Annotated in this window: 19 protein-coding genes and 4 pseudogenes; 16 read left to right on the forward strand and 7 right to left on the reverse strand. The window is 51.3% G+C overall.

Annotated features, from left to right (window positions below):
* Positions 1-266 precede the first annotated feature (266 nt).
* From A3L02_RS07110 to A3L02_RS07125, 4 genes and pseudogenes are all read left to right on the forward strand, one after another.
* Positions 267-1,490, forward strand: a pseudogene (locus A3L02_RS07110) (flippase).
* A 7-nt stretch (positions 1,491-1,497) separates the two neighbouring features.
* Positions 1,498-2,132 (forward strand): annotated as a pseudogene (locus A3L02_RS07115) (alkaline phosphatase family protein); the annotation flags it as partial.
* 131 nt (positions 2,133-2,263) lie between these two features.
* A pseudogene (locus tag A3L02_RS07120) lies at positions 2,264-3,012 on the forward strand (sulfite exporter TauE/SafE family protein).
* 157 nt (positions 3,013-3,169) lie between these two features.
* Positions 3,170-4,195: a glycosyltransferase family 2 protein gene (locus A3L02_RS07125; RefSeq protein ID WP_237268589.1), complete on the forward strand. Its 1,026-nt coding sequence runs from the start codon at positions 3,170-3,172 to the stop codon at positions 4,193-4,195.
* Here the strand turns inward: A3L02_RS07125 and A3L02_RS07130 are convergent.
* From A3L02_RS07130 to A3L02_RS07155, 5 genes and pseudogenes are all read right to left on the reverse strand, one after another.
* Complete coding sequence (locus A3L02_RS07130) at positions 4,179-5,618, reverse strand: hypothetical protein (protein ID WP_157895747.1); 1,440 nt, start codon at positions 5,616-5,618, stop codon at positions 4,179-4,181. The two genes, A3L02_RS07125 and A3L02_RS07130, sit on opposite strands and share 17 nt — an antisense overlap.
* Before the next feature lie 260 nt (positions 5,619-5,878).
* Positions 5,879-7,048: a glycosyltransferase family 4 protein gene (locus A3L02_RS07140; protein WP_088863268.1), complete on the reverse strand. Its 1,170-nt coding sequence runs from the start codon at positions 7,046-7,048 to the stop codon at positions 5,879-5,881.
* Positions 7,048-7,977 (reverse strand): annotated as a pseudogene (wecB, locus tag A3L02_RS07145) (non-hydrolyzing UDP-N-acetylglucosamine 2-epimerase). The gene A3L02_RS07140 and the pseudogene wecB overlap by 1 nt, the downstream one beginning before the upstream one ends.
* Complete coding sequence (locus A3L02_RS07150; protein WP_088863269.1) at positions 7,978-9,039, reverse strand: glycosyltransferase; 1,062 nt, start codon at positions 9,037-9,039, stop codon at positions 7,978-7,980. It lies immediately after the preceding pseudogene.
* 4 nt (positions 9,040-9,043) lie between these two features.
* The gene (locus A3L02_RS07155; RefSeq protein WP_157895748.1) at positions 9,044-10,015 is read right to left on the reverse strand and encodes a glycosyltransferase; all 972 of its coding nucleotides are present in this window, start codon (positions 10,013-10,015) and stop codon (positions 9,044-9,046) included.
* Between the two features lie 60 nt (positions 10,016-10,075).
* Between A3L02_RS07155 and A3L02_RS07160 the strand changes: the two genes are divergently transcribed.
* The 10 genes from A3L02_RS07160 to A3L02_RS07195 all read left to right on the forward strand — a co-directional run bounded on the left by A3L02_RS07160 (position 10,076) and on the right by A3L02_RS07195 (position 17,281).
* A complete protein-coding gene (locus tag A3L02_RS07160) occupies positions 10,076-10,681 on the forward strand; it encodes an acyltransferase (protein ID WP_088863271.1) in 606 nt (201 codons plus the stop codon).
* A gap of 10 nt (positions 10,682-10,691) precedes the next feature.
* A complete protein-coding gene (locus tag A3L02_RS07165; protein ID WP_088863272.1) occupies positions 10,692-11,795 on the forward strand; it encodes a DegT/DnrJ/EryC1/StrS family aminotransferase in 1,104 nt (367 codons plus the stop codon).
* Positions 11,796-11,821: 26 nt separating this feature from the next.
* Positions 11,822-12,793, forward strand: coding sequence for a UDP-N-acetylglucosamine 3-dehydrogenase (locus tag A3L02_RS07170; protein WP_257789350.1), 972 nt, complete (start codon positions 11,822-11,824; stop codon positions 12,791-12,793).
* On the forward strand, positions 12,790-14,136 hold the full coding sequence (locus A3L02_RS07175; RefSeq protein ID WP_088863274.1) for a nucleotide sugar dehydrogenase: 1,347 nt from the start codon (positions 12,790-12,792) through the stop codon (positions 14,134-14,136). Before A3L02_RS07170 ends, A3L02_RS07175 begins: the two co-directional genes overlap by 4 nt.
* Positions 14,137-14,226: 90 nt before the next feature.
* On the forward strand, positions 14,227-15,360 hold the full coding sequence (locus A3L02_RS07180; RefSeq protein WP_088863275.1) for a site-2 protease family protein: 1,134 nt from the start codon (positions 14,227-14,229) through the stop codon (positions 15,358-15,360).
* 44 nt (positions 15,361-15,404) lie between these two features.
* Positions 15,405-16,376 (forward strand): TIGR00269 family protein, encoded by a 972-nt coding sequence (locus A3L02_RS07185; protein ID WP_088863276.1) that lies wholly within the window; start codon positions 15,405-15,407, stop codon positions 16,374-16,376.
* A 60-nt stretch (positions 16,377-16,436) separates the two neighbouring features.
* Positions 16,437-16,637, forward strand: a complete 201-nt coding sequence (locus tag A3L02_RS07190; protein WP_088863277.1) for a TIGR04140 family protein — start codon at positions 16,437-16,439, stop codon at positions 16,635-16,637.
* A gap of 131 nt (positions 16,638-16,768) precedes the next feature.
* Entirely contained in the window at positions 16,769-16,900 is a 132-nt protein-coding gene (locus A3L02_RS10465; RefSeq protein WP_257789351.1) for a hypothetical protein, read from the forward strand.
* Positions 16,901-16,915: 15 nt separating this feature from the next.
* Positions 16,916-17,065: a hypothetical protein gene (locus A3L02_RS10235; RefSeq protein ID WP_157895749.1), complete on the forward strand. Its 150-nt coding sequence runs from the start codon at positions 16,916-16,918 to the stop codon at positions 17,063-17,065.
* Between the two features lie 45 nt (positions 17,066-17,110).
* Complete coding sequence (locus tag A3L02_RS07195) at positions 17,111-17,281, forward strand: CPBP family glutamic-type intramembrane protease (protein ID WP_088863278.1); 171 nt, start codon at positions 17,111-17,113, stop codon at positions 17,279-17,281.
* A 7-nt stretch (positions 17,282-17,288) separates the two neighbouring features.
* On the opposite strand, the gene A3L02_RS07200 is transcribed toward A3L02_RS07195, so the two are convergent.
* Positions 17,289-18,044: a hypothetical protein gene (locus tag A3L02_RS07200; RefSeq protein ID WP_088863279.1), complete on the reverse strand. Its 756-nt coding sequence runs from the start codon at positions 18,042-18,044 to the stop codon at positions 17,289-17,291.
* Positions 18,045-18,192: 148 nt separating this feature from the next.
* Between A3L02_RS07200 and A3L02_RS07205 the strand changes: the two genes are divergently transcribed.
* Together A3L02_RS07205 and A3L02_RS07210 are read left to right on the forward strand one after the other, a co-directional pair.
* A complete protein-coding gene (locus tag A3L02_RS07205; protein ID WP_088863280.1) occupies positions 18,193-18,816 on the forward strand; it encodes a hypothetical protein in 624 nt (207 codons plus the stop codon).
* Between the two features lie 4 nt (positions 18,817-18,820).
* Complete coding sequence (locus tag A3L02_RS07210) at positions 18,821-19,129, forward strand: transcriptional regulator (RefSeq protein WP_088863281.1); 309 nt, start codon at positions 18,821-18,823, stop codon at positions 19,127-19,129.
* Between the two features lie 31 nt (positions 19,130-19,160).
* Here the strand turns inward: A3L02_RS07210 and A3L02_RS07215 are convergent, their stop codons facing one another.
* The gene (locus A3L02_RS07215) at positions 19,161-21,143 is read right to left on the reverse strand and encodes a DUF460 domain-containing protein (RefSeq protein ID WP_394335154.1); all 1,983 of its coding nucleotides are present in this window, start codon (positions 21,141-21,143) and stop codon (positions 19,161-19,163) included.

Consider the following 21,143-nt stretch of genomic DNA (forward strand, 5'->3'; position numbering starts at 1 on the left):
CTGGGTTCCCAACTCTTATTGAGACAATCTAATTAAAAGGGAAAACGGCTTGGTCAGTCCGTCACTCCATCATCACGAGCCTCAGGCAAGGCTGAAGTCATCATCCCGGAAAAGGTGTGGGATGGGCCTTAAAAGGGTTGCTCAGAGATCACCTTTCCTTCCTCATCCGTCGGTTCGCCCATCACTCATCATCGCGGTTTTATCTTGGATGGGAGGCTTAAAACCCTTCCCAAAGGTTTTTGTACCCCCAGAATATTCTACACCCGATGTCGGAGAGCTTGAAACTAAGGCTGATAAAAAACGCGGGCTGGCTCTTCGGGGCCGAGGTGATATCGAAGCTGTTAGCCTACGGTCTGATAGTTCTCATAAGCCGAACCCTCGGCCCCGAGGGGCTGGGACAGTACTCGTTCATCTTTTATTACATCGGCCTTTTGGGTGTGTTCTCAGACCTCGGTATGGGCTTTTACTTCATGCGCGAGGTTGCGAGGGATAATCAAAGCTTGGAGAGCTGCTGCCCGATGTCCTTGGGTTCAAGGTAGTTCTCGCCCTTATCAACTTTGCCGTAATCGTTCTCATAACCCTCTTCCTCCCGAAGCCGGAGTGGATGAAGCTTCTGGTAGTGCTGGCCGGAGCGGAGGCAATGTTGATGTGGGTTTCTCTCGTGTTTGTCAGGATAATGTACGCTTTTGAGGTTACCAAGTACGAGGCCATGGCGAGGACGATTGAGCGGTCCTGGGCATTCTTCGTTGGCGGGGCCGTCCTGTGGTACTTCAAGGGGCTCTCACCCTTTGTCGTTGCCCTTCTGGTTGGTTATACACTAAGGGAACTCCTAAGGATAAGATGGGGACAAAAGTTCTTTAAAGGAAAAGTTGAGATTCTTTTTCAGCCCTCAGTCTGGAAAGAGCTGCTTAAGAAGTCCTATCCGTTCTGGCTGATAGGGCTCTTCACGCTCATCTACTACAGAACGGACATGGTTATGCTGAGCCTCATGAGAGGGGATTATGAGACGGGGATTTATCGGGCGGCTTATACACTGATAGAGGTTTCACTCTTCGTTCCGAGTATAGTCGTAAGCACCACCATGCCCTCAATGGCGAGACTTCACAAAGAGGACAGGAAAACGCTCGAAGTTCTCTTCAAAAAGAGCTTCCGGGCATTACTTCTCCTTGGTCTCTTCGGGACGGTCGGATACTACATCTTCGCCAGACTCGGGATCCTAATCGTGTTCGGTGGGGACTTCCTGAGGAGCATTCCCGTGCTGAAGGTTCTATCCTTTGCGATTCCCTTCATGTTCCTGAACTCCCTCTTCGGGAGCTTTTTTAAACGCAACGGGGAGGGAGCTCGTGTTTACGAAGATAACAGGGTTTACGGCGTTACTTAACGTTGCTCTTAACTACGTTCTCATACTGCATTATGGGGCCATCGGCGCGGCGGTGGCGACGGTGGTGAGTCAGGGCGTTGTGAGTGCGTTATGTATTATTTTTCTTTAAACAGAAAATGCAGGGCACGATCCCCGCCATTACGATCCCGCATGGATGGCCATGGCCACGGGCAAAACACCCGGAGAGCTCGGCCTATACGGCTTTAGACATAGAAAGAAGGGCACATACAACGATATATGGATAGCCCATTCCTTAATGGTTAAGGAGAAAGCCGTCTGGCACCACATAGCGGAGAAGGGTAAAGAATCAATTCTGGTCGGCGTTCCTCCGAGTTACCCGCCAAAGCCAATCAATGGCTACCTCGTGAGCTGCTTCATAACCCCCGATGCTTCGGTTAACTACACCTATCCAAAGGAGCTCAAAGGGGAGATTGAGCGGCTGGTCGGTGAGTACATCTTCGACGTGGTCTTCAGGAAGGAGAACAGGGATGAGGTTAAGGAGCAGCTCTGGGAGATGACGAAAAAAAGGTTCGAGGTCATTCGCTATTTAATTCAGGAGAAGGAGTGGGACTACTTCCAGTTCGTGGACATAGGCCTTGACAGGGTGCACCACGCCTTCTGGAAGTACTTCGACGAGAACCACCACCGCTACCCCGATGATGACAATCAATACAAAAACGTAATCCCCGACTACTACAGGCTCCTTGACAAGGAGGTAGGCGAAACTCTGGAACTCCTCGATCTCGATGAATAGGAAAAGTCAGGGAGCTCGGGTACCTGCTGTAATCCGGAGGGAAAACCTTGAGCCTGCCTATCTTCACGGGTCTGGGCTTTCTCGTGGGCTTCCTCGTCGGCCTAACGGGGGTCGGCGGCGGGGCCCTGATGACCCCCTCCCTCATCTTCCTCGGCGTCGAGCCCCTAACGGCCGTCGGAACAGACCTGCTCTACGCCACGATTACGAGGGTCCTTGGTGTGTTCTTCCACAGCAAAAAGGGACATGTTAAGCAGGAGATTGCCCTGAGGCTCTTCATGGGCAGTGCCCGGCCATAGCACTGGCGTCAATTATTCTAAGGATGGTGAGTAGGGAGGAGATCAACCAATATCTAACTCCTGTATTGGGAATTATACTCGTTGCCATCTCTACCATAACGATTTTAAAAGGGGAGTTTGGTAAGAGACATTTTAGTTCCCGCGCTCTGGTTGTTCTCGGCTTCCTGGTGGGTTTGATTGTCCAGTTCACTTCGGTCGGTGTCGGTGTTATTGTGAGCTTCGCACTCATGAACTTCACTGATTTAGAACCGAAATATGTCGTTGGCACCACGATTTTCTACGGGCTTTTGCTTGCATCCCTGAGCGCTCTGAGCCACATGGTGCTCGGGAACGTGGATTACTCAATAGCCCTATCCCTGATTGCGGGAACCCTTCCGGGCGTCTATGCGGGCACGCATTTAAATTCGAGCATCCCCAAGGATAAGCTTAAGAGCCTCGTCAACGTGATAATTCTGGGGGTAGGGCTGGTGATAGTTTTAATCAGGTTAGGAGGTTTTTATGAGCGAGAGACAATTCATCATTTAGGTGGACAATTTTACCCACTGGTACTCGGTCTTGTGCTTTTGAGAAGGTTTGTTTAGAGTTTTACCTTAAGAACCGTTAATCCATCAAAAGCTATGAGCAATGAAAGTGGAATGATAGCAACTCTTTTGAATTCCCAGTCATTCAGTCCAACTAATGAACCCATTCCTATGTAATCACCACCAAAAAGCCTTTTAATATTTTTTCGGATAACCCTTGGGATGGCTCATGAACTATCCAAGGGTTTCAATTATAATCCTTAACTGGAACGGCTGGGGGGACACAATTGAGTGCTTGGAATCGCTCTATCGGATAACTTACCCTAATTATGATGTTATTGTTGTGGATAATGGTTCTGAGGATAAATCAGTAGAGAAAATTAAAGAGTATGCCAGAGGCAAGATTAAAGTCAATTCAAAATTCTTCAAGTACAACCCTAAAAATAAGCCGATTAAGGTTTTTGAAATCGATGAGGGTGAAGCTAAGAGGGGGAAGTTCAATAGACCGCTTTATGAGAAACTTGATGTCGATAGACGGATGATTCTGGTTAAAAACAAGGATAACTATGGGTTCGCCGGTGGGAACAACGTTGGGATAAAGTTTGCCTTGAGCGTTTTGAATCCAGATTATGTTTTGCTACTGAATAATGATACGGTTGTTGATCCCGATTTTCTGGGTGAACTTGTTAAGGTTGCTGAAAGTGATGAGAAAATTGGGATTGTGGGACCAAAGATTTATTATTATGACTACAACGGAAGAAGTAATGTTATATGGTTTACAGGAGGGCGGATACATCGGTGGAGTTTCTGGATATATTCATCCTGCTCACGCAGGAAGATTGACATTAAAAACGGCACTCAGGAAATTTCTTCGGTTGATGTTGAATGGATTTCAGGAGCTGCTTTGATGATGGATACAAAATATTTTGGAAAGCTAAACCCCAATTACTTTTTTGGAAATGAGGATGTTGAGCTTGGAATGGATGCACAGCGAAAAGGTCTGAGAGCTGCCTATGTTCCAAGTGCCAAAGTTTGGCATAAAGTTGGGATTTCACGAAAAAAAGCTAAAATCAACGTCGAAACACTTAGAGGCTATTTTGATTTTGTCAGGAGTAACTTTCCACCTTATATATACCTCTATCAAGTTTTGATCAATACCTTGTTAATTCCAATGCGATTTATGAGATACAGAGATTTAGGAATGATGTATTACCTCATTGAAAAAATTAGACAACTGCAATAACGTTCTTGGTTGTGTATACTATGTCTTTGGATGCAAGTATTTTTCCAATAACTTCCTTTGTTTTTGCACCTAAAGGTAGGTATGCCCTCTGGGAGTACCCCTTCCCCAGCACAAAATATCTTTCTTTAAGCAGGTCAACTCTCAATAAAACTAAGCAATTATTATTCTCAATAATACTATCAAAGGTTTTGAGATTACAAATTGGGGAAGCTTTGAAGCTCTTGTCAAGCATTCCAACTCTAACAGAGCTAAAATGCTGGAAATCTATGTCAGTAGCTATTGGAAGCTGAGATTTTGTTATAACGAACTTGGCAGCTGTGATTTCGGAATCATACCATCCGGTTCTTAAGGTGTACTGCGGAACAAGGGGGTTGTCATCATTGGAGACAGAGGCCACAAACATTAGAAAACTAATTATAACCACAAAAAGGGCGCTAAACAGCTTAGCTAATTTACTCCAATTTGACAATTTTAGAGCAAAGTATGAAACAAAAAAGCTACCCAAAATTTCACCATAGTACCAAAACCTGTGTGCAATTCCCGCCCAGAAAAAAGTGAGTACAGGAGCAATGCCAACAAAAAACGCGCTATTTATGAACATTCCCAACTTGGCCTTAGATTTATCTTTGAATACCGATCTAAGTTCCCAAAGTATCGTTATGCCGGCAATGGCAAAGTATAGAATCGTTCCAATTCTTGCTATTATTACAAGGTTTAAAGGTATTGAACTCACATTTTGTTCATACACATGTACTCCGGTTCCGAGAAACAGGAACTTCATGAGCAATATAAATTGGGACAAGTAGTAACCATTAATTAAGCCCCACTCAAAGAAAGCCAATACAAGCGCCACCACAAAGAGAAACCCCATCTGTTTAAGACGACTGGAATCCCTTAAAAGTATACTCAACAAGACGAATATCATCAACCGAATAAGCAAAAATCCATAACTTACACTATGGGTTATTACAAGACTACTGGAAAATATGAGTAAAAGCAAGATGATTTTGGGCTTTAGGTAGCCCTCTAGGAGTAGTGTTTTGATAAGTAAATAAAAAACAAAAAGGACTGCTACGACTCCAACGGAATTGGGGATAATGCTCTTTCCTGTCATGTCCAAAGCATTATCAGATATACAGATAAACATAGCACTCATTAGTGCCAATTTTTGATTCCTAAACACAGACTTCACAAGCCAGTACATAACCAATATTTCTGACAAAAGCATTATCAACCCAATCAATACAGATGCCCATTTATATTCCATTCCTACACCTGTGATGACAAAGGCATTGAGAATGTGAAATCCTAGCATTCGTGCGTATACTGAATATGTCCATGCATCTTTTGGAAGAGGAACATGACCGGTTTTTAATATCTGTGTTGTCAAAACCATGTGACCCCAGGGATCCCTACCTAACACGGTTTTGTATAACGCTTGCTGAGTAAGTAAGTATAAACTACACAGAGATAAAATACGCCTCTAAAAGTACCAATATTTTCTTGCTTTTGTAATTTTTAATGGAGAGAATCTGAATGGAAACTATAGCCGCCAATATAGATAAACTGATAAAATACCATATTGGGCGGATATAAGGCACTGGACGATCCCAGTATATAAGAAGAGACAAGATGAACACTAAAAAATAAATGATCCCTGCTGCTTTTATTAGATGCCAGTCATTATCTTTGGTCGAGTACTTCACTGTAAACACCTAAAACTTTTTTCACAATACTATCCCATGTAAATCTCTCTGCATACTTCCTTATCTTCTCCCTATCCCAATCCTTTTCAAGGGCTATTAAAATTTTCTCTGCTAAGCATTCTGGATCCTTCGGAGGACAGAGCAGGCCGTAATCCTCGGAGGTTATTATCTCCGGCACTCCACCAACGGCTGTTCCAACGAACGGCAAGCCAACCCCCAAAGCCTCGAACATCACCGTGGGATTACCCTCGCTCAAGCTCGGCAGGACGAAGAGGTTGGCGGCGTTCATCCAGAGTGGTATCTCAGAATGGGGTCGAGCACCCACAATCCTAACTGTCCCCTCGAGGTTAAGTCTCCTAATCTGAGTTTCTAACTCTTTCCTTAACGGACCATTACCGATGATATAGAGTACCACGTTATCTTCAACCCTTGCTATTTTCTTCATTGATTCTATGAGATATTTTTGACCTTTAACAGGGACTAAGTTTGCAACGTTTAGCAACACCTTTTTATCTTGAGGTATCCCGAGCTTTAATCTGGCCTCAAATTTATCCATAGGTCTAAACAACTTAGAATCGAACCCATTTGAGATCACACTCAATTTGCCTATGGGGACATCAAGCTTTTCCGTTAATACCTGGAAGTTACTTTTACTGACAGTGATTATATGATCCGCGGAGTCCAATGCAAACTTGATTTTATCAAACCAACTTTTACCCCTAAAAGGAACATCATAAACATCATAGCCATGGGCGGTAATAACTAAAGGCACCCCAAATCGCTCTTTTAATTTTGCACCAGCGTACCCGCTCGGCCAAGTAAAATGAGCATGGATTAAATCAAACTCAAGTCCCTCACGATTGATAACTTTCAAAACAGCCTTAAAGGAGTTATCGCCCAGCCTCTTCCTAAAGTGTTTCACTGGCAGATGGAAAAATCTTGGAAAGAACACCCTTACCCCATCGTGCACATAATTCTGAAGATCTCGATGAACCCCCCAGGGTTGGGGGGATATGACATAAACCTCGTTAAAATAGTCCTTTAGGTACCTAACCTGTTCCTTGACGAATATTCCCCCATAGTGGGAATTATCTTTGTTTGGATACGAGTTTGTGATTATCAGTAAGTTTTTATCTTTAAATTCCATTATCCCCCACCCAATATCTCTACAATCTTTTTGCTTGCTTTTCCGTCTCCAAATTTATAAGTGTACGTTTTCCCGTCAGGCTCAAACTCCCTAATAGCTCTTAATATCTTCTCCTTATCAGCCCCAACAAGAACGTTCCACCCATCCTCAACAGTCTCAACCCATTCCGTTTTTTCCCTTAAAGTAATGCACGGGACTTTTAAAAAGTAAGCCTCCTTCTGCACGCCTCCAGAATCTGTCAAAATCTTTCTCGCGTTCTTCTCAAGCACGATGTTATGCTCTCCAAGTTTTTTCTATTGTCCGTGTTCTCAGCCCGATGAACCAGTCGCAAGGTAATACTCCCCAGGCTTTAACCCCAACTCATCCAGTATTTTTGATTCCCTCTCAGCGATCTTAATATTATAGAGCAACGCATCCAACATGACGTCTCCGGTTAGATGCACTCCCTCTCTAATTCCTTCATTCTTCAGATTCTCAACTGCAGTTTCAGTTGGGGCAAAGAGGTGATCACTAATGTGATCCGTCAAAACCCGATTAACCTCCTCCGGCATTCGCTTATCGAAACTCCTCAAACCAGCCTCAACGTGGGCAACCTTAATGTGAAGCTTTACAGCCGCCAACGCTCCAGCGAGGGTTGAATTGGTGTCCCCGTAAACCAGAACCAAGTCGGGTTTTTCCTTGAGCAGAACCTCCTCAATCCGCTTTAACATTTCACCCGTTTGATAACCGTGACTCCCGGAACCGACCCCCAGATTATAATCTGGTTCTCTAATATTCAACTGCTCGAAAAAGATTTTGTTCATTTCATAATCATAATGCTGGCCCGTGTGCACGATAACCTCTTGGATGCCAGCCTTTTCAAGTTCTCGAGAAATCGGAGCCATCTTAATGAACTGCGGCCGAGCACCAACAACAGTAACAACCTTCATTTAAGTATCCCCCGAGTAAATTTTGATTAATTTGGTTTCCATTATACCCCACGTGTAGTTCCTTAAAAAGATCCTCTTACCAACGTGGGCTTTTTTTCGTATTATCTTGGGGTTACCAGAGATCTCTCTGAGAGTCTTTTCAACGGCATCCTTCGAGTATTCAACAGGAATTACAAACTTTTTGGCCAGTTTTTCCGGCAGTGTCCCCTTAACCACAAGAACCGGAGTTCCCACCCACATGGCCTCAAACAGCTTGTTGGGAGATGCAATCCTGTTGTTAAGAATGCTTGGATTATAAAGAATAAATGTTAAATGGGCGTTGGAAAGTTCCATAATAGCCTGTTCATGGGGGATATACCCCAAAAAAATGGCAGGAGAAGATTTTATCTTTTCCTTAAGAACACCCATACCAGCTATCCTCACCTCAAATCCTAAGGATCGTGAAATCTCAATGATCTCCTCTATAAAACGGCCTTTAGACAGAACTCCTCCATAGAAAAGCGTGAATCTCTTAGCCTTTCTCTGCAAATGTTTAAAAGGATTTATCGTGTTCATAACTACAACGTTTGCCTTCAGGCGTGCACGACCAAGAAGTATCCTGGTCATCTCAGGATTAACGGTTATAACAATATCAGACTCGCGCAACATAAGGGAATCAAAGCGTATTATCAATGAAGAAATTATCCTACTCCCAACGAAGCTCTCGTAGAGATCATGCACATCGTAGACCCACTTTATTCCCTTGAGCTTTTTGAAAACGAACCCCAGAACGGCCGTATCAAAGTCGTGGGTATGAATGGCATCAGGCTTTAACCTCAAAATAACCCTGAATACCTTAAGATAGAAAAGAGGAAGCTTCAAGACCATTAGCGGACCATATCCAGCTTTCGGTCCAAGGCGGAGAACAGAGAATCCCTCAATTTTTTCTTCTTTTGGATATCTTCTTTCCCTATCCCAGGCTATTACAATAACCTCATGTCCCGCTTTAGCCAGACTCTTAGCTTCCTTGTAGACCCTGGGATCAGGCTTGAACGGATTGCTGACGGTCATTACAATTTTCATTTTATCACCTGAATGCTCTCTTTCCAAGTAACAGTCCAACAACGAATCCAAGGCTTATAACGTTATGGAAAAGGAACATGACGGGAGCCAGCCCAAGCGCGTCCGTGTTCCCCGTTTTTCGCCATAGTCGCACTCCCTCACCTGCCAAGGCGACCCAGTAAAGAGCAAATAGCCATCTAAAGAAAGAGAATAATGACAAACTCACCTCAAAGCCAAGGAACGCCAGCGGGAAGAGCCAAGTCCAGGAAAAATAACCCTTTCTTAGTGCAACACTTTTAACCGCCCCGTAATTAAAGCTCTGCTTTATAAATCCCCTCCAGCTGGAGCGGGCGAAGTAGTAGCTTCTAATCTCGGGGTTAAAGAACAGTCTGTATCCCCTCTTGTTTATTCTCAGATTGAACTCAAAATCATCTCCAATAATCATATCCTCATCGAAACCCCCCACTTCCATTGCGATTTTTCTATCATAAAGGGCGAAAGCAACGGTCCTCGCGAAGTGAGGCCTTTCCTCGAACCAGAACGTGCTCGCACCGCTCAGGGGAGATGAGTAAACGAGGGTAACGAATCTGGCCAGTCTACTCTCGTAGAGCTTTATTATCTTCCCCCCAACGCCAGCCAGCTTTGGTTCTCTCTTCCTGACTTTAAGAAACGTTTCGACGCTTTTTCTCAGAAAATCCCGCTCCGGATACGCATGGGCCCCAAATATTATGAAGAACTCTCCCTTAGCATCTCTGAGCCCCATGTTGAAAGCGTATACCTGTCTGCGCTTTGGGTTGACTTTATAATTGATCAGGCCTGGGTGGCTTTTTTCAAATTCCCTTATTATTTCCGCGGTCTTATCAGTACTCATGCCATCATAGACAAAAATCTCATATCTGTCTTTTGGATAGTCCTGATTAACCCACTCTTCGAGACACTTCCGGATGTATTTCTCCTCATTATAGGCTGGGATTATAACACTCACAAAGGGAAGCATGATTCCACCTTTGGTAAAGTTTATATTGGAGATGGCTTTTAACATTGTTGGTGTTCAAAGATGGCTCAAAAGTTTTTCGTCCATCCATTAGCCGTTGTTGAGGAAGGCGCCGAGATAGGAGAGGGAACCAGAATATGGCACTTCGCCCACGTCAGAAAGGGTGCCAGGATAGGCAAGAACTGCAACATCGGAAAGGACGTTTACATCGATGTCAACGTTAAAATCGGAAACAACGTGAAGATCCAGAACGGGGTAAGCGTTTACCACGGCGTCAAGGTCGAGGACGACGTCTTCCTCGGCCCCCATATGACCTTCACGAACGACCTCTATCCAAGGGCCTTCAACGAGGACTGGGAAGTCGTCCCGACCCTCGTCAAAAAGGGCGCTTCTATTGGAGCCCACGCGACAATAGTCTGCGGGGTTACAATCGGTGAGTACGCGATGGTGGGGGCTGGAGCCGTAGTCACAAAAGACGTCCCGCCCTTCGGCCTCGTCTACGGCAACCCAGCCCGTCTGAAGGGCTTCGTCTGCTACTGCGGGCATAAGCTAACGGAGAAAATTGGGGAAGACAAGGAGTATATCATCTTCAAATGCTCCCACTGCGGTAGGGAAGTTAAAATAAGAAAGGAAGATTATGAAAGGTACCTGAGGGAAAAAGACCTGTGAGGCGATGAGAATGAGGAGCATCCCGATAGCCAAGCCACTGATTGGAGAAGAGGAGATAAACGCGGTCGTTGAAGTCCTGAAGAGTGGAATGCTCGCCCACGGAAAGGAAGTCGAGGCCTTTGAGAGGGAATTCGCCGATTATTTGGGGGCGAAACACGGGGTAGCCGTGACGAACGGAACCGCCGCCCTGGACGTCGCGCTGAAGGCCCTCGAAATAAAACCGGGCGACGAGGTGATAACCACCCCCTTCACCTTCATAGCCTCCGCCTCCTCCATCCTCTTCCAGGGCGCGAGGCCCGTCTTCGCCGACATAGACCCCAAAACGTACAACCTCGACCCGAACGAGGTCCTCGAGAGGATAACTCCAAAGACCAGGGCCATCCTCGTAGTCCACCTTTACGGCCAGCCAGCCAACATAAAGGCCTTCAGGGAGATAGCCGATGACCATAACCTCTACCTCGTCGAGGACTGCGCCCAGGCCCACGGGGCCGAGTTCGAGGGCCAAAAAGTCGGAACCTTCGGCGACGTAGCGGCGTTCAGCTTCTACCCGACGAAGAACATGACGACCGGAGAGGGGGGCATGGTGGTCACAGATGACGACGAGCTCGCGAGGAGGGCCAGGCTCATCAGGAGCCACGGGCAGGCCGAGAAGTACCTCCACGTGGAGCTCGGCTACAACCTGAGGACGACCAACATGGCCGGGGCTCTCGGCAGGGTTCAGCTGAGGAAGCTCGACGGATGGAACAGGAAGAGGAACGAGAACGCCAAAAAGCTGACGGAGGGCATTGGGAAGATCGGGGGTTTGATCCCACCCTACGTTGACCCGAGGGTTTACCACGTCTTCCACCAGTACGTCGTTAGGGTCGAGGACGACTTTCCGCTGGGCAGGGACGAGCTGATGGCGAAGTTGAGGGAGAGGGGAATCGGCACGGCCGTTCACTACCCGATGCCCGTCCACCACCAACCGCTCTTCCAGAAGCTCGGTTACGAGAAGGACTGCTGTCCGAACGCTATTGAGGCGAGTAAGAAGGTTCTAAGCCTGCCCGTCCATCCAGCTGTGAGCGAGGAGGACATCGGGTACATAATCCAGACGCTGAAGGAGCTCGCCTCTTAATCCTTCCATTTTAAAGTGTTCAAAAGTTGGCGGTCGGGTGCGTTAAAATGCTCAGGGTCGGGGTCGTCGGCGTTGGAATGATGGGGCAGCACCACGTGAGGGTTTACTCGGAGCTGGCCAGGGAAGGCAGGGTCGAGCTCGTCGGTATCGCGGACGCCAACCTTGAAAGGGCCAAGGAACTGGCCAGGAAATTCGGCACGAAAGCATACTCAGATTATCGGGAGCTCGCGAAGGAAGGGCTGGATGCGGTGGACATAGCGGTCCCGACTTCCCTGCACAGGGAAGTTGCCCTAGAGTTCATCGAAGCCGGAACGAGCGTCCTCGTGGAGAAACCCATAGCCGACACGATCGAGAACGCCCGGGCGATAATCGAGGCGGCCGAGAGGGAAGGGGTAACGCTCATGGTCGGCCACATAGAGCGCTTTAATCCGGCCGTTCTAAAGCTCAAGGAACTCGTATCGAGGGGAGAGCTCGGCAGGCTGGTAACGGTGAGCGCCAAGCGCGTTGGCCCCATGGCGGCGAGGATAAGGGACGTGGGCATAATAATCGACCTCGGGGTTCATGACATAGACGTCATCAGCTACCTCTTCGGAGAGCCCGTTAAGACGGTCTACGCGAGGGCCAAGAACGTGGTTCATCCAGCTGGGGTTGAGGATCACGCACTCATAACCCTCGGCTTCGACGACGGAAGCGGCATAGTGGAGACCAACTGGCTGACGCCTCACAAGACGAGAACGCTCACCGTTGTCGGAACCGGAGGAATAGCCTACCTGGACTACATCGAGCAGAGTCTCAAGCTGTACAACAGCGAGTGGATAAAGGAGGCCAAGATCCAGAAGAGGGAACCGCTGAGGAACGAGCTGGAACACTTCGTGGAGTGCGTTGAGAAAGGGAAGCGGCCGATAGTTGACGGGAAGGCCGGAATGCACGCCCTTAAGGTCGCTCTCCTCGCCCAGGAGAGCGCGAGAACCGGCAAGGTTCTGGAGGTGGAAGGATGAAGCTCATCGGATTGAACCGGGAGGAGGTTAAGAACGCCCTCAAAACCGGGAGGGTTACGATAGCCGTTTACGGCATGGGCAAGATGGGACTGCCGCTGGCCGCGGTCTTCGCCGACCACGGGGCTAAGGTCATAGGAGTGGACATCAACGAGCGCGTTGTCGAGAATATAAATCGCGGCGAGAACCACATCAAGGAGGAGCCCGGCCTCGACGAACTCGTGAGGAGGAACGTTGAGGTGGGAAGGTTAAGGGCCACCACGGACGGTATTCGAGCGGCGAAAGAGGCGGACGTGATGGTCATCCTCGTCCCGACGCTGACGGACGAGCGGGGCAACCTGAAGCTCGGTCCCGTCTACGACGTGGCGGAGAAGATCTCGAAGGGGCTTGAAAGGGGGGACATCATCATAACAGAGGCGACGATGCCACCCGGAACCACCGAGAGCCTCATCCCAATCTTTGAAAAATCTGGCCTTAAGGTTGGAGAATTCGGGCTGGCCCACGCACCGGAGAGAACGATGACCGGGACGGCCATCAGGGACATCACGGGACAGTACCCAAAGATAGTGGGGGCGAGCGACGAGAAGACGCTGGAAGCCGTCATTGGAATCTACGAGACCATCAACGGGAAGGGCGTCATCCCTATGAGTTCCATCAAGGCGGCGGAGGCTGTGAAAGTCTTTGAAGGCGTTTACAGGGACGTGAACATCGCGCTGGCCAACGAGTTAGCCCTGTGGTGCGAGGAGCACGGGCTGGACGCCCTCGAAGTCTTCCAGGCGGCAAACACACAGCCCTACTGTCACCTGCACATGCCAGGAGCCGGAGTAGGAGGGCACTGCATTCCGGTCTACCCGTGGTTCGTTATCAACCTCGCTAAAAAGACCAATCCGCGCCTGATAAAGACCGCAAGGGAAATAAACGATTCGATGCCCCATCACGTCGTTGAACTTACCGTCAAGGGGCTGAACGATGCCGGGAGGCCGCTTAAGGGTAGCAACGTCCTTGTGCTCGGCTTAACCTTCAGGGGAGGAGTTAGGGAGTTCATGAAGGCGGCGGCGAAGCCGATCATCGAGGAGCTCAAGGAGTGGGGTGCCAACGTTTACGCCTACGACCCGCTGTGCACTCGGGAGGACGCGGAGCGTTTTGGCGCCGGGTGGAAAGAGGATTTCAGAGGTATTGACGCTATAGTGATAACGGCTGACCACAGGGAGTTTAAGGAGTTGAATCTTGAAAGACTTGCGGGAGAGATGAGGACGAAGGTGATAGTGGACGGCAGGAACGTTCTCGATCCGGAGAAGGCCCGGAAGTACGGGTTCAGATATTTGAAAGTAGGGAACGCAGGATAGTGCCGTCTTATTTTTCTGCCATTTTTAGTCGAGATTGGGGTAAAGGGTACATTTTTAAACCCGCACAAAGAGAGTCTATCGGTGGCCCAAATGAACGGCACCCTCGTCACGGTAATCATCGGCATCACCGCCTTCTGGCTGGTACTCTACGCCCTCTTCGGAAGGGAAGGCGAAAAGGAGGAGGGCCTCTCCGTTGACATGTTCGTCGCGATGTGGAGGACGAAGAGGCTCCTCGGATTCATAGATTCGATGGCGAGAAAGGCCCCGCGCTTCTGGAAGGTTTACGGTGATGTGGGGGTGGCCCTCGGCTTCCTCGGCATGGCGTACGTCTTCTACGCCCTCTTCAAAACCGCCACGAAAACGGTTCAGACAGGCGGCAAGGCCGCTGGAGTTCAGCTCGTCATCCCGGGCATCACGATACCCCTCTGGTACGGCCTGATAGGGCTGGTGGTGGTCATGGTAGTCCACGAGCTCAGCCACGGTGTGGTGGCGAAGGCCCAGAGACTGCCTCTAAAATCGGTCGGCCTGGTTCTTCTGGCGGTCATCCCCGGGGCTTTCGTGGAACCGGACGAGGAAGAGCTTGGAAAAGCACCCCTCCGCGCGAGACTCCGCGTTTACGGCGCCGGGTCTATGGCAAACGTTGTGACCGCCCTCCTGACACTCCTTCTCATAAACTTGGCCATAACCCCCGCTCTCCAGCCCTCCGGAGTTCTCGTCTCCGGAGTCCTCGAGGACGGTCCCGCGGCCGGCGTTCTCCAGGAGGGGGACGTCATAACGGCCATAAACGGGCAGACGATAACCGACATGGCGAGCTTCATAAACTTCATGAACGCCACGAAGCCCGGCCAGGTTATCACGCTCACCGTACTCCGGAACGGGGAGGAGATAAACCTAAACCTGAAGCTCGGCGCCCATCCTGATAACCCTGAGAAGGGTTACATCGGTATATACCCTGCCCAGCACGTGGTCTCAAAGATGGGCCACGAGAACATCGTGCTACCGCTGTTCTTCACTCTCTACTGGATCTACGTGCTCAACCTTGGAATAGGCCTGATGAACCTCTTCCCGCTGGTTCCGCTTGACGGGGGCAGGATGCTCGACGACGTCGTTAAGGCCTACCTGCCGGAGAAGATCGCCAGACCGGTGAGTTACTTCACGATAGGCGTCGGCCTGCTCCTCCTGGCGGTGAACCTCTGGCCTGCGCTGATGAACCTCGTCCATTAGCTAAGCTTTTTAACCTCCTCTTCTTCGGCCAGGTTGGTGAGGGGATGAAGTGCTCGAAGTGCAACCGCGAGGCCGTTTACCACGCACGTTATAGTGGGAGGTATTACTGTAAAAAACATTTCAACGAGCTCGTGGAGAAGAGGTTCAAGGAGACCGTTAAGAGGTACCGGCTCATTGAGAAGGGCGAGAGGATAGCCGTCGGCGTCTCCGGCGGGAAGGACAGCGTGGTTCTCATGCACCTACTCGCGAAGCTCCTCGAGAGGTTCCCCTTCGAGCTCGTGGCGATAACGATAGACGAGGGCATAGCCGGTTACAGGCCGCCGAGCATCGAGGTGGCGAGGAGGAACGCGAAAAAGCTGGGGGTGGAGCACAGGATCTACTCGTTCAAGGAATACATCGGGTTCACCCTCGACGAGACCGTTGAGGTAATGGGGAGCTTCGAGAGGGGCGAGAGGGTTGGGGCCTGCTCCTACTGTGGTGTGTGGAGGCGCTGGCTCCTCAACTACGCGGCCAGGGACGTTGAGGCGGACAAGCTGGCCGTCGGCCACAACCTCGACGACGAGGTTCAGATGTTCCTCATGAACCTCCTCAGGGGGGACGTAGCGCGCCTCGGAAGGACCGGGCCGTACTACGAGGAAGTTCATCCAGAGCTCGTTCCGAGGATAAAACCGCTCCGCGAGACCCCTGAGAAGGAGATAGTACTCTACGCGGTTCTCAACGGCATCGAGGTGGATCTAAGCGAGTGCCCCTACGCGGTGGAGGCCTTCAGGGCCGAGATAAGGGACTGGATAAACGAGATGGAGGAGGAGCATCCCGGCACGAAATATCAACTCCTCAGGAGCTACGACAAGCTCTTCCCGCTGATAGCGAGGACGTACACGAAGAAGACGGGTGAGCTGAACCGCTGTAAGATATGCGGCCAGCCCACGACCGGTGAGATCTGCAAGGCCTGCCAGTTCCGCCTCCAAGTCGAGAAAAAGGCGAGGGAGATGGGCCTGACCTTCAGGGTTGAGTGAGCAGGTTGGATAAGTAAACTGAACGAGTATTTATAAAGGGATTGTTCAACATTATGAACAATGAAACGGGAGATCTTAACGCCGATTCCCCTCGATGAACTCGAGGGGATAAGGGAGGGGAGCGGTGCGGTGGTTACCCTAACCCTCCTCGGAAAGGTAGAGAGGAACGGCATACCCCTGAACATTGTCCAGATCGAAGGGGAAGCCGGGGAAATAGAGCGCTTCATGGAGAGGCTCAGGATGGCGAGGGCGGGCGGTTGAGTTGTGAAAAAAGCGGGAATAGCAACGATCCAGTTCCTATACGCGTTCCTGATGTGGCTCCTCGTGTTCTCGGCCTCGGCCTATGCGACGTCCCTAACGGGAGGTCAAAACCGGGGACCGGGGCATGGGTGATGCAGACGACGATGTGTCTGCTCTCCCTCATCATGATCGCGCTGATAAACCCCGCACTTATGGAGATCCGCTTGAACGTGGAGGTCGCGATCCTGGCGGTTTTGGGCGGTTTCGCCCACTCATTTCCCTGAACCTCCTGGCGAATCGTGTATCGCGGGGTTCTTCTCCTCCAACGCCAGCTTTCCTCCCCGGGGGCCGAAGGACTCATTCTCCTGCTCATCCTCGCCCCGCTGAGCGAGGAAACCCTGAACAGGGCCCTGACAGAGGGCTACCTTCTGAGTTACGGCCACCTGTAGGGCGCAATAACATTCTCAGCCCTGCTCTTCGCCCTGCCGCACTGGATGGCCTTCGAGGGGAAGGGTGAAAAAACGTCCGCGGTAACGGCCGCCTTCCTCCTCGGCCTGCTGACGGGCTATCTCTACGCCCTCGGGGGTATCCTCCTGGCCTTTCTCGCCCACTCGTCGGCGAACCTGACCGGGATGGTCGTCGAAAAAAAGGGTACGAACGCATAAAAAGAACTCACGGGGAGAGGGGGCTCAGCTCCACCTTCCCCTTGACGAGCCTGAAGCGGTAGTGGCTCTTCATGGGGTTGAACTCCGGGAGGGGCGACTTTCTGACGACCATGGTCTCCTCGAGGGGGGCGTTGGGCGAGCTGAAGTCTATCACGTACTGGCTGTAGAGGGACATCCAGGCCACGAGTTCCTCCGATGCCCGCCCCTTGTTTAGGAGGAAGATGTTTATGGGCCTCTTCCTCTTCTCGGTTATCCGCGCCTTCTCCTTCTCGGCCATGAGCTTCTGGAACGTCGAGATGAAGTTCCCGGTTCCAAAGAGGAAGGCCAGCCCGTCTATAGTCAGGTCTACCCCTATGGGCCGCCTGTCCTTCATGTACTTGAAGAGGAGTTTACGGTAGAGTTTCCCGTACTTCGGAAGGAAGGTGCCGGTATCCAGCGTCCTGTCCGTGTAAACAAAGTCCAGAGGGTACTTAATCCCGTAGAACGAGGAGAAGATGTCGATTACCGCGACGTTCCCCGCCTCTCCCTCGGCCATCAGGTCAAAGTTGACCGCCTCCAGCTCCATGGCAAGCGAGGATATCGGGAGGACGGAGTCAATTATCACGCCAAAATCCCCAAGCTCTATCCGGTTTTTAAGGATCTCGAATGCCAGAGTCCAGCCCTTGGAGTACACATCGTGGACTATGAGGAGGTTGCTGTCCTCGAGTAACCCACCTCCAAGGGCCTCATCGAGGACCGGTATCCCGGTACTCAGGATTTCCATCGTACACCACCCTCGCGTAACGAAGGATCTTCATTAGACTTTGTATTCTCATGAAGTATTTAAACCTTATTACCCGCCCGTACCTCTGTATTTCAGAGAAACTTGAGGGTATAAATACCAGAAAATCCAACATAGAGTGGTGGAAAACATGGGAGAAGTAAAAGAAGTTGAGGAGCTAAGGGAAGTTCTTGAGAGGGTGGAGGGCAAGCTTATAGCGGCCGGGAAGCTGTACGGAGCCGTGAACTTTGGGATTTGGCTCTCCGTGATGATGCTCTACTACGTCATCATCGAGATGGCCGACCTCCCACGACAGTTCAACCTCGTTTACTGGCCGGTTGCCTTCATGGTTGCCCTATGGTTTACCGAGAGGGTATGGAGACGGTTCCAGCGGCTCGGCAGGGTCGCGGGAAACAAAATGGAGACATCGAAAAGTGGAGGCATTCTGATAGCCCTGTCCTGGATCGCCGGGGCAACCCTCGGATGGGTGGTCATACCGGAAATGAACCTTGGGGTTAACGCGGAGGCGAGCCTGGCCGTTGGGTTCCTGGGCTTCATATCCCTCTCAGTCTTGGGGATGTGGCTGGTCCTTGCAAAGTACGGTGGAATCGAGTACGAGATGATTCCGGCGTTCCTGATCCCGGCCATGGGGATACCTCTCGCAGGAAGCATGGAAAACGGAGCGATGGCCTGGGCCGGATTTCTGGTGGGACTGGCGTTCTCACTCACCGTACTCACCTACATACACTCGGCCTTCAGAGCGATAGAGCGGTGATATCATGGAGGCCCTCAGGGAGCTGGCCAGGAATCACGTCCTCGGAAACTCGATAAGGCTGGGTATAATGCTCTATCTACTCCCAAGGGAAAAGATTCTCTTCAGGGACCTCCTCGAGGTGCTGGAGGTGACACCCGGCAACCTCGACTCCCACCTCAGGGCCCTCGAGAGAGCGGGTTACGTGGAGATCTACAAGGTCTTCGCCGACAGGCCCCGGACGGCGGTGAGGATAACTGATGTGGGAGCAAAGGAAACAGTGAGGTACCTGAAGGCAATGAAAGAGGCGCTGTCGCTCATTCCTAAGGAGATGTGAAGGGTAGGTACCAACTTCCACAGAGCATGATCTACCTGCGCTCCTCCTCGGCCCTTCTCCTGAGTTCCTTGACGCGCTCGATCCTGTACTCCTCGACCAGGCGGAGGATCCTCTCGGCTTCCCTCTCTTTATCCTCCTCTTCCCATCTGGAGAGGAGCTCTTCGATGGCTTCCTCCAGTCTCTCCCGCTCGACCACCGCGAACTCGTCCACCCGCTTGACGTCGAGCTCCTCGCTCGTGAAGAACGGCACGTGGGCCTCCCTGAGAACCTCCCGAACGGGTTCCGGGAGGGGTTTCTCGGTTATCAACGCCCGTATCCCCCTCTCGACCAGCTCCTCCGCTATGGCCTTCCCGGCGCCGGCGGGGTTCACAATGAAGAGGACGTCGCCCTTCCTGAGGCCTATCTCCCTCTCGATCCTCTCGAGTTCCCTCCAGCTCAAAACACGGAGAACCTTCAGCGGAACGGCCGAGCCCCTCGCCTCCACCACGTTCATCCTCTTCACCTGGACGAGGTCCCTGCTAAGTCTCGCGATGACATCCTTCGCATCCCTCAGCTCCCTTTCGAGAACCTCTATTCGCTTCACCTTCGCCTCGAGTTCCCTCTCGCGGAGGACCTTCCTCCGAACCTCCTCGTCGTAATCGGCTATCCTCCGCTCGAGTCTGCCGATGGTCTTCCTCTGCTCCTTTATTATCTCCCTCAGCTCGGCGTTCTCCCTCTCGAGGAACTCGATCCGCTTCTCCAGCTCGCGGATCCTCCTCATGTAGGGCCGCAAATCGACGTTTACCCTCTCCTCGGGTTCTTCCCCTTCTTCCCCTGGCCTTTCGCGCAGCGTGACCCTCTGCATGGCCTCACCGAGGTTGTAGCCCTGAATAACGAGGGCCTTGACTTCGTCGGCCTTCCCGGTTAAACCGGCCTCGCGGAGTCTGGCGTCAATGTGCTCGAGTTTCGGCTTCAGCCGGAGGTAGGCCTTGTAAGCCGCCGCCAGGGCGTCGCGCTGGTGGTCGTCGTCAACATTAATCCCGAGGTTCCTGAGGAGCTCGTTCTTCTCCTCGACCCTGAGGCTCTCCCGGGGAACGAAGAGGTTAGCTTTAAAGGAGCGGGCTATCTTCTCGACGAACCCTGGGGCGGGGTTCACGTCGGTGGCCACGATGACCGGATGGCCAACGTTGCTCACGAACCTGAAGACCTCGCCGACGAGCATGTTCCTCTCGCTGTGGAGGGCGACGACGCGACCGTTCAGGTCTATGGCGGCTATCCCGACGGTTATCCCGGGGTCGATGCCGACTATGATACTCTTCCTCCCGCGTACGGCCTCCTCGCCCTTCAGGGGGGCGAAACCGAGCTCGGCCCTCTCGACCGGCTGGATCCTGACCTCAACGTCGCCTCCGCGCATCGGCTTTATAAGGCCCGCGAGCTCCTCCCTTTTAGCGTAGACCTTGAACTCCCCCCGGGCCAGGCCGTAGTCCTTCTCCTCGACCTCGAGGTCGAAGGGTATCTCCGCCCTCCTGAGCCTCTCCCCTATCTCCCTGACCTTGTCCCGGACGAGGTTGTGGACGCGCTTTCTGTAACGGTCCTGGCTCCATCCACCCTTCCCAGGACTCCTCCCCCGCGTGACCTTAATTACAACCTCGTCCTCGAAGGCTAAGACCTCGTAACCGACGCCTTTGCTCGCAAGGAGGGCCGAGAGCTTTGCCTCCTCGTAGGGATCAAAGCGGTCCACCACCCTTATTCCGTGCTCCCTCGCGAGGCTCTGAAGGCTTCTCTGTTCGCCAGGTCTGCCCGTCACCTGAACGAGCTTCGTCCCCCCCGGCAGCGCCCGGAGGAACTTCCTCAGATCATCGCCGAGCTCCGTGACGCTGTCTATGGCGACTATATCGGGCCTTTTGGACTGGACGAAGCGGATGAGGCGGTAGAGGGTGAACTCACCCTTTCTCTCGAGCCGCCCGTTGAACCAGCTCACGACGGCAAACCTCTTGGGGTTCTCGCTTATTACGTCAACTCCCAGGATCAGAAT

Origin of the sequence: Thermococcus celer Vu 13 = JCM 8558 (assembly GCF_002214365.1) — an archaeon.
Taxonomy (GTDB): Archaea; Methanobacteriota_B; Thermococci; order Thermococcales; family Thermococcaceae; genus Thermococcus; species Thermococcus celer.

Excerpts from the sequence above, each read along its gene's own strand:
- A3L02_RS07140 (WP_088863268.1), bottom strand. The coding sequence starts at position 7,048 with ATGGAATTTAAAGATAAAAACTTACTGATAATCACAAACTCGTATCCA.
- A3L02_RS07150 (WP_088863269.1), bottom strand. The coding sequence starts at position 9,039 with ATGAAAATTGTAATGACCGTCAGCAATCCGTTCAAGCCTGATCCCAGG.
- A3L02_RS07155 (WP_157895748.1), bottom strand. The coding sequence starts at position 10,015 with ATGCTTCCCTTTGTGAGTGTTATAATCCCAGCCTATAATGAGGAGAAA.
- A3L02_RS07160 (WP_088863271.1), top strand. The coding sequence starts at position 10,076 with ATGGCTCAAAAGTTTTTCGTCCATCCATTAGCCGTTGTTGAGGAAGGC.
- A3L02_RS07165 (WP_088863272.1), top strand. The coding sequence starts at position 10,692 with ATGAGGAGCATCCCGATAGCCAAGCCACTGATTGGAGAAGAGGAGATA.
- A3L02_RS07175 (WP_088863274.1), top strand. The coding sequence starts at position 12,790 with ATGAAGCTCATCGGATTGAACCGGGAGGAGGTTAAGAACGCCCTCAAA.
- A3L02_RS07180 (WP_088863275.1), top strand. The coding sequence starts at position 14,227 with ATGAACGGCACCCTCGTCACGGTAATCATCGGCATCACCGCCTTCTGG.
- A3L02_RS07185 (WP_088863276.1), top strand. The coding sequence starts at position 15,405 with ATGAAGTGCTCGAAGTGCAACCGCGAGGCCGTTTACCACGCACGTTAT.
- A3L02_RS07190 (WP_088863277.1), top strand. The coding sequence starts at position 16,437 with ATGAAACGGGAGATCTTAACGCCGATTCCCCTCGATGAACTCGAGGGG.
- A3L02_RS10465 (WP_257789351.1), top strand. The coding sequence starts at position 16,769 with ATGCAGACGACGATGTGTCTGCTCTCCCTCATCATGATCGCGCTGATA.
- A3L02_RS07195 (WP_088863278.1), top strand. The coding sequence starts at position 17,111 with ATGGCCTTCGAGGGGAAGGGTGAAAAAACGTCCGCGGTAACGGCCGCC.
- A3L02_RS07200 (WP_088863279.1), bottom strand. The coding sequence starts at position 18,044 with ATGGAAATCCTGAGTACCGGGATACCGGTCCTCGATGAGGCCCTTGGA.
- A3L02_RS07205 (WP_088863280.1), top strand. The coding sequence starts at position 18,193 with ATGGGAGAAGTAAAAGAAGTTGAGGAGCTAAGGGAAGTTCTTGAGAGG.
- A3L02_RS07210 (WP_088863281.1), top strand. The coding sequence starts at position 18,821 with ATGGAGGCCCTCAGGGAGCTGGCCAGGAATCACGTCCTCGGAAACTCG.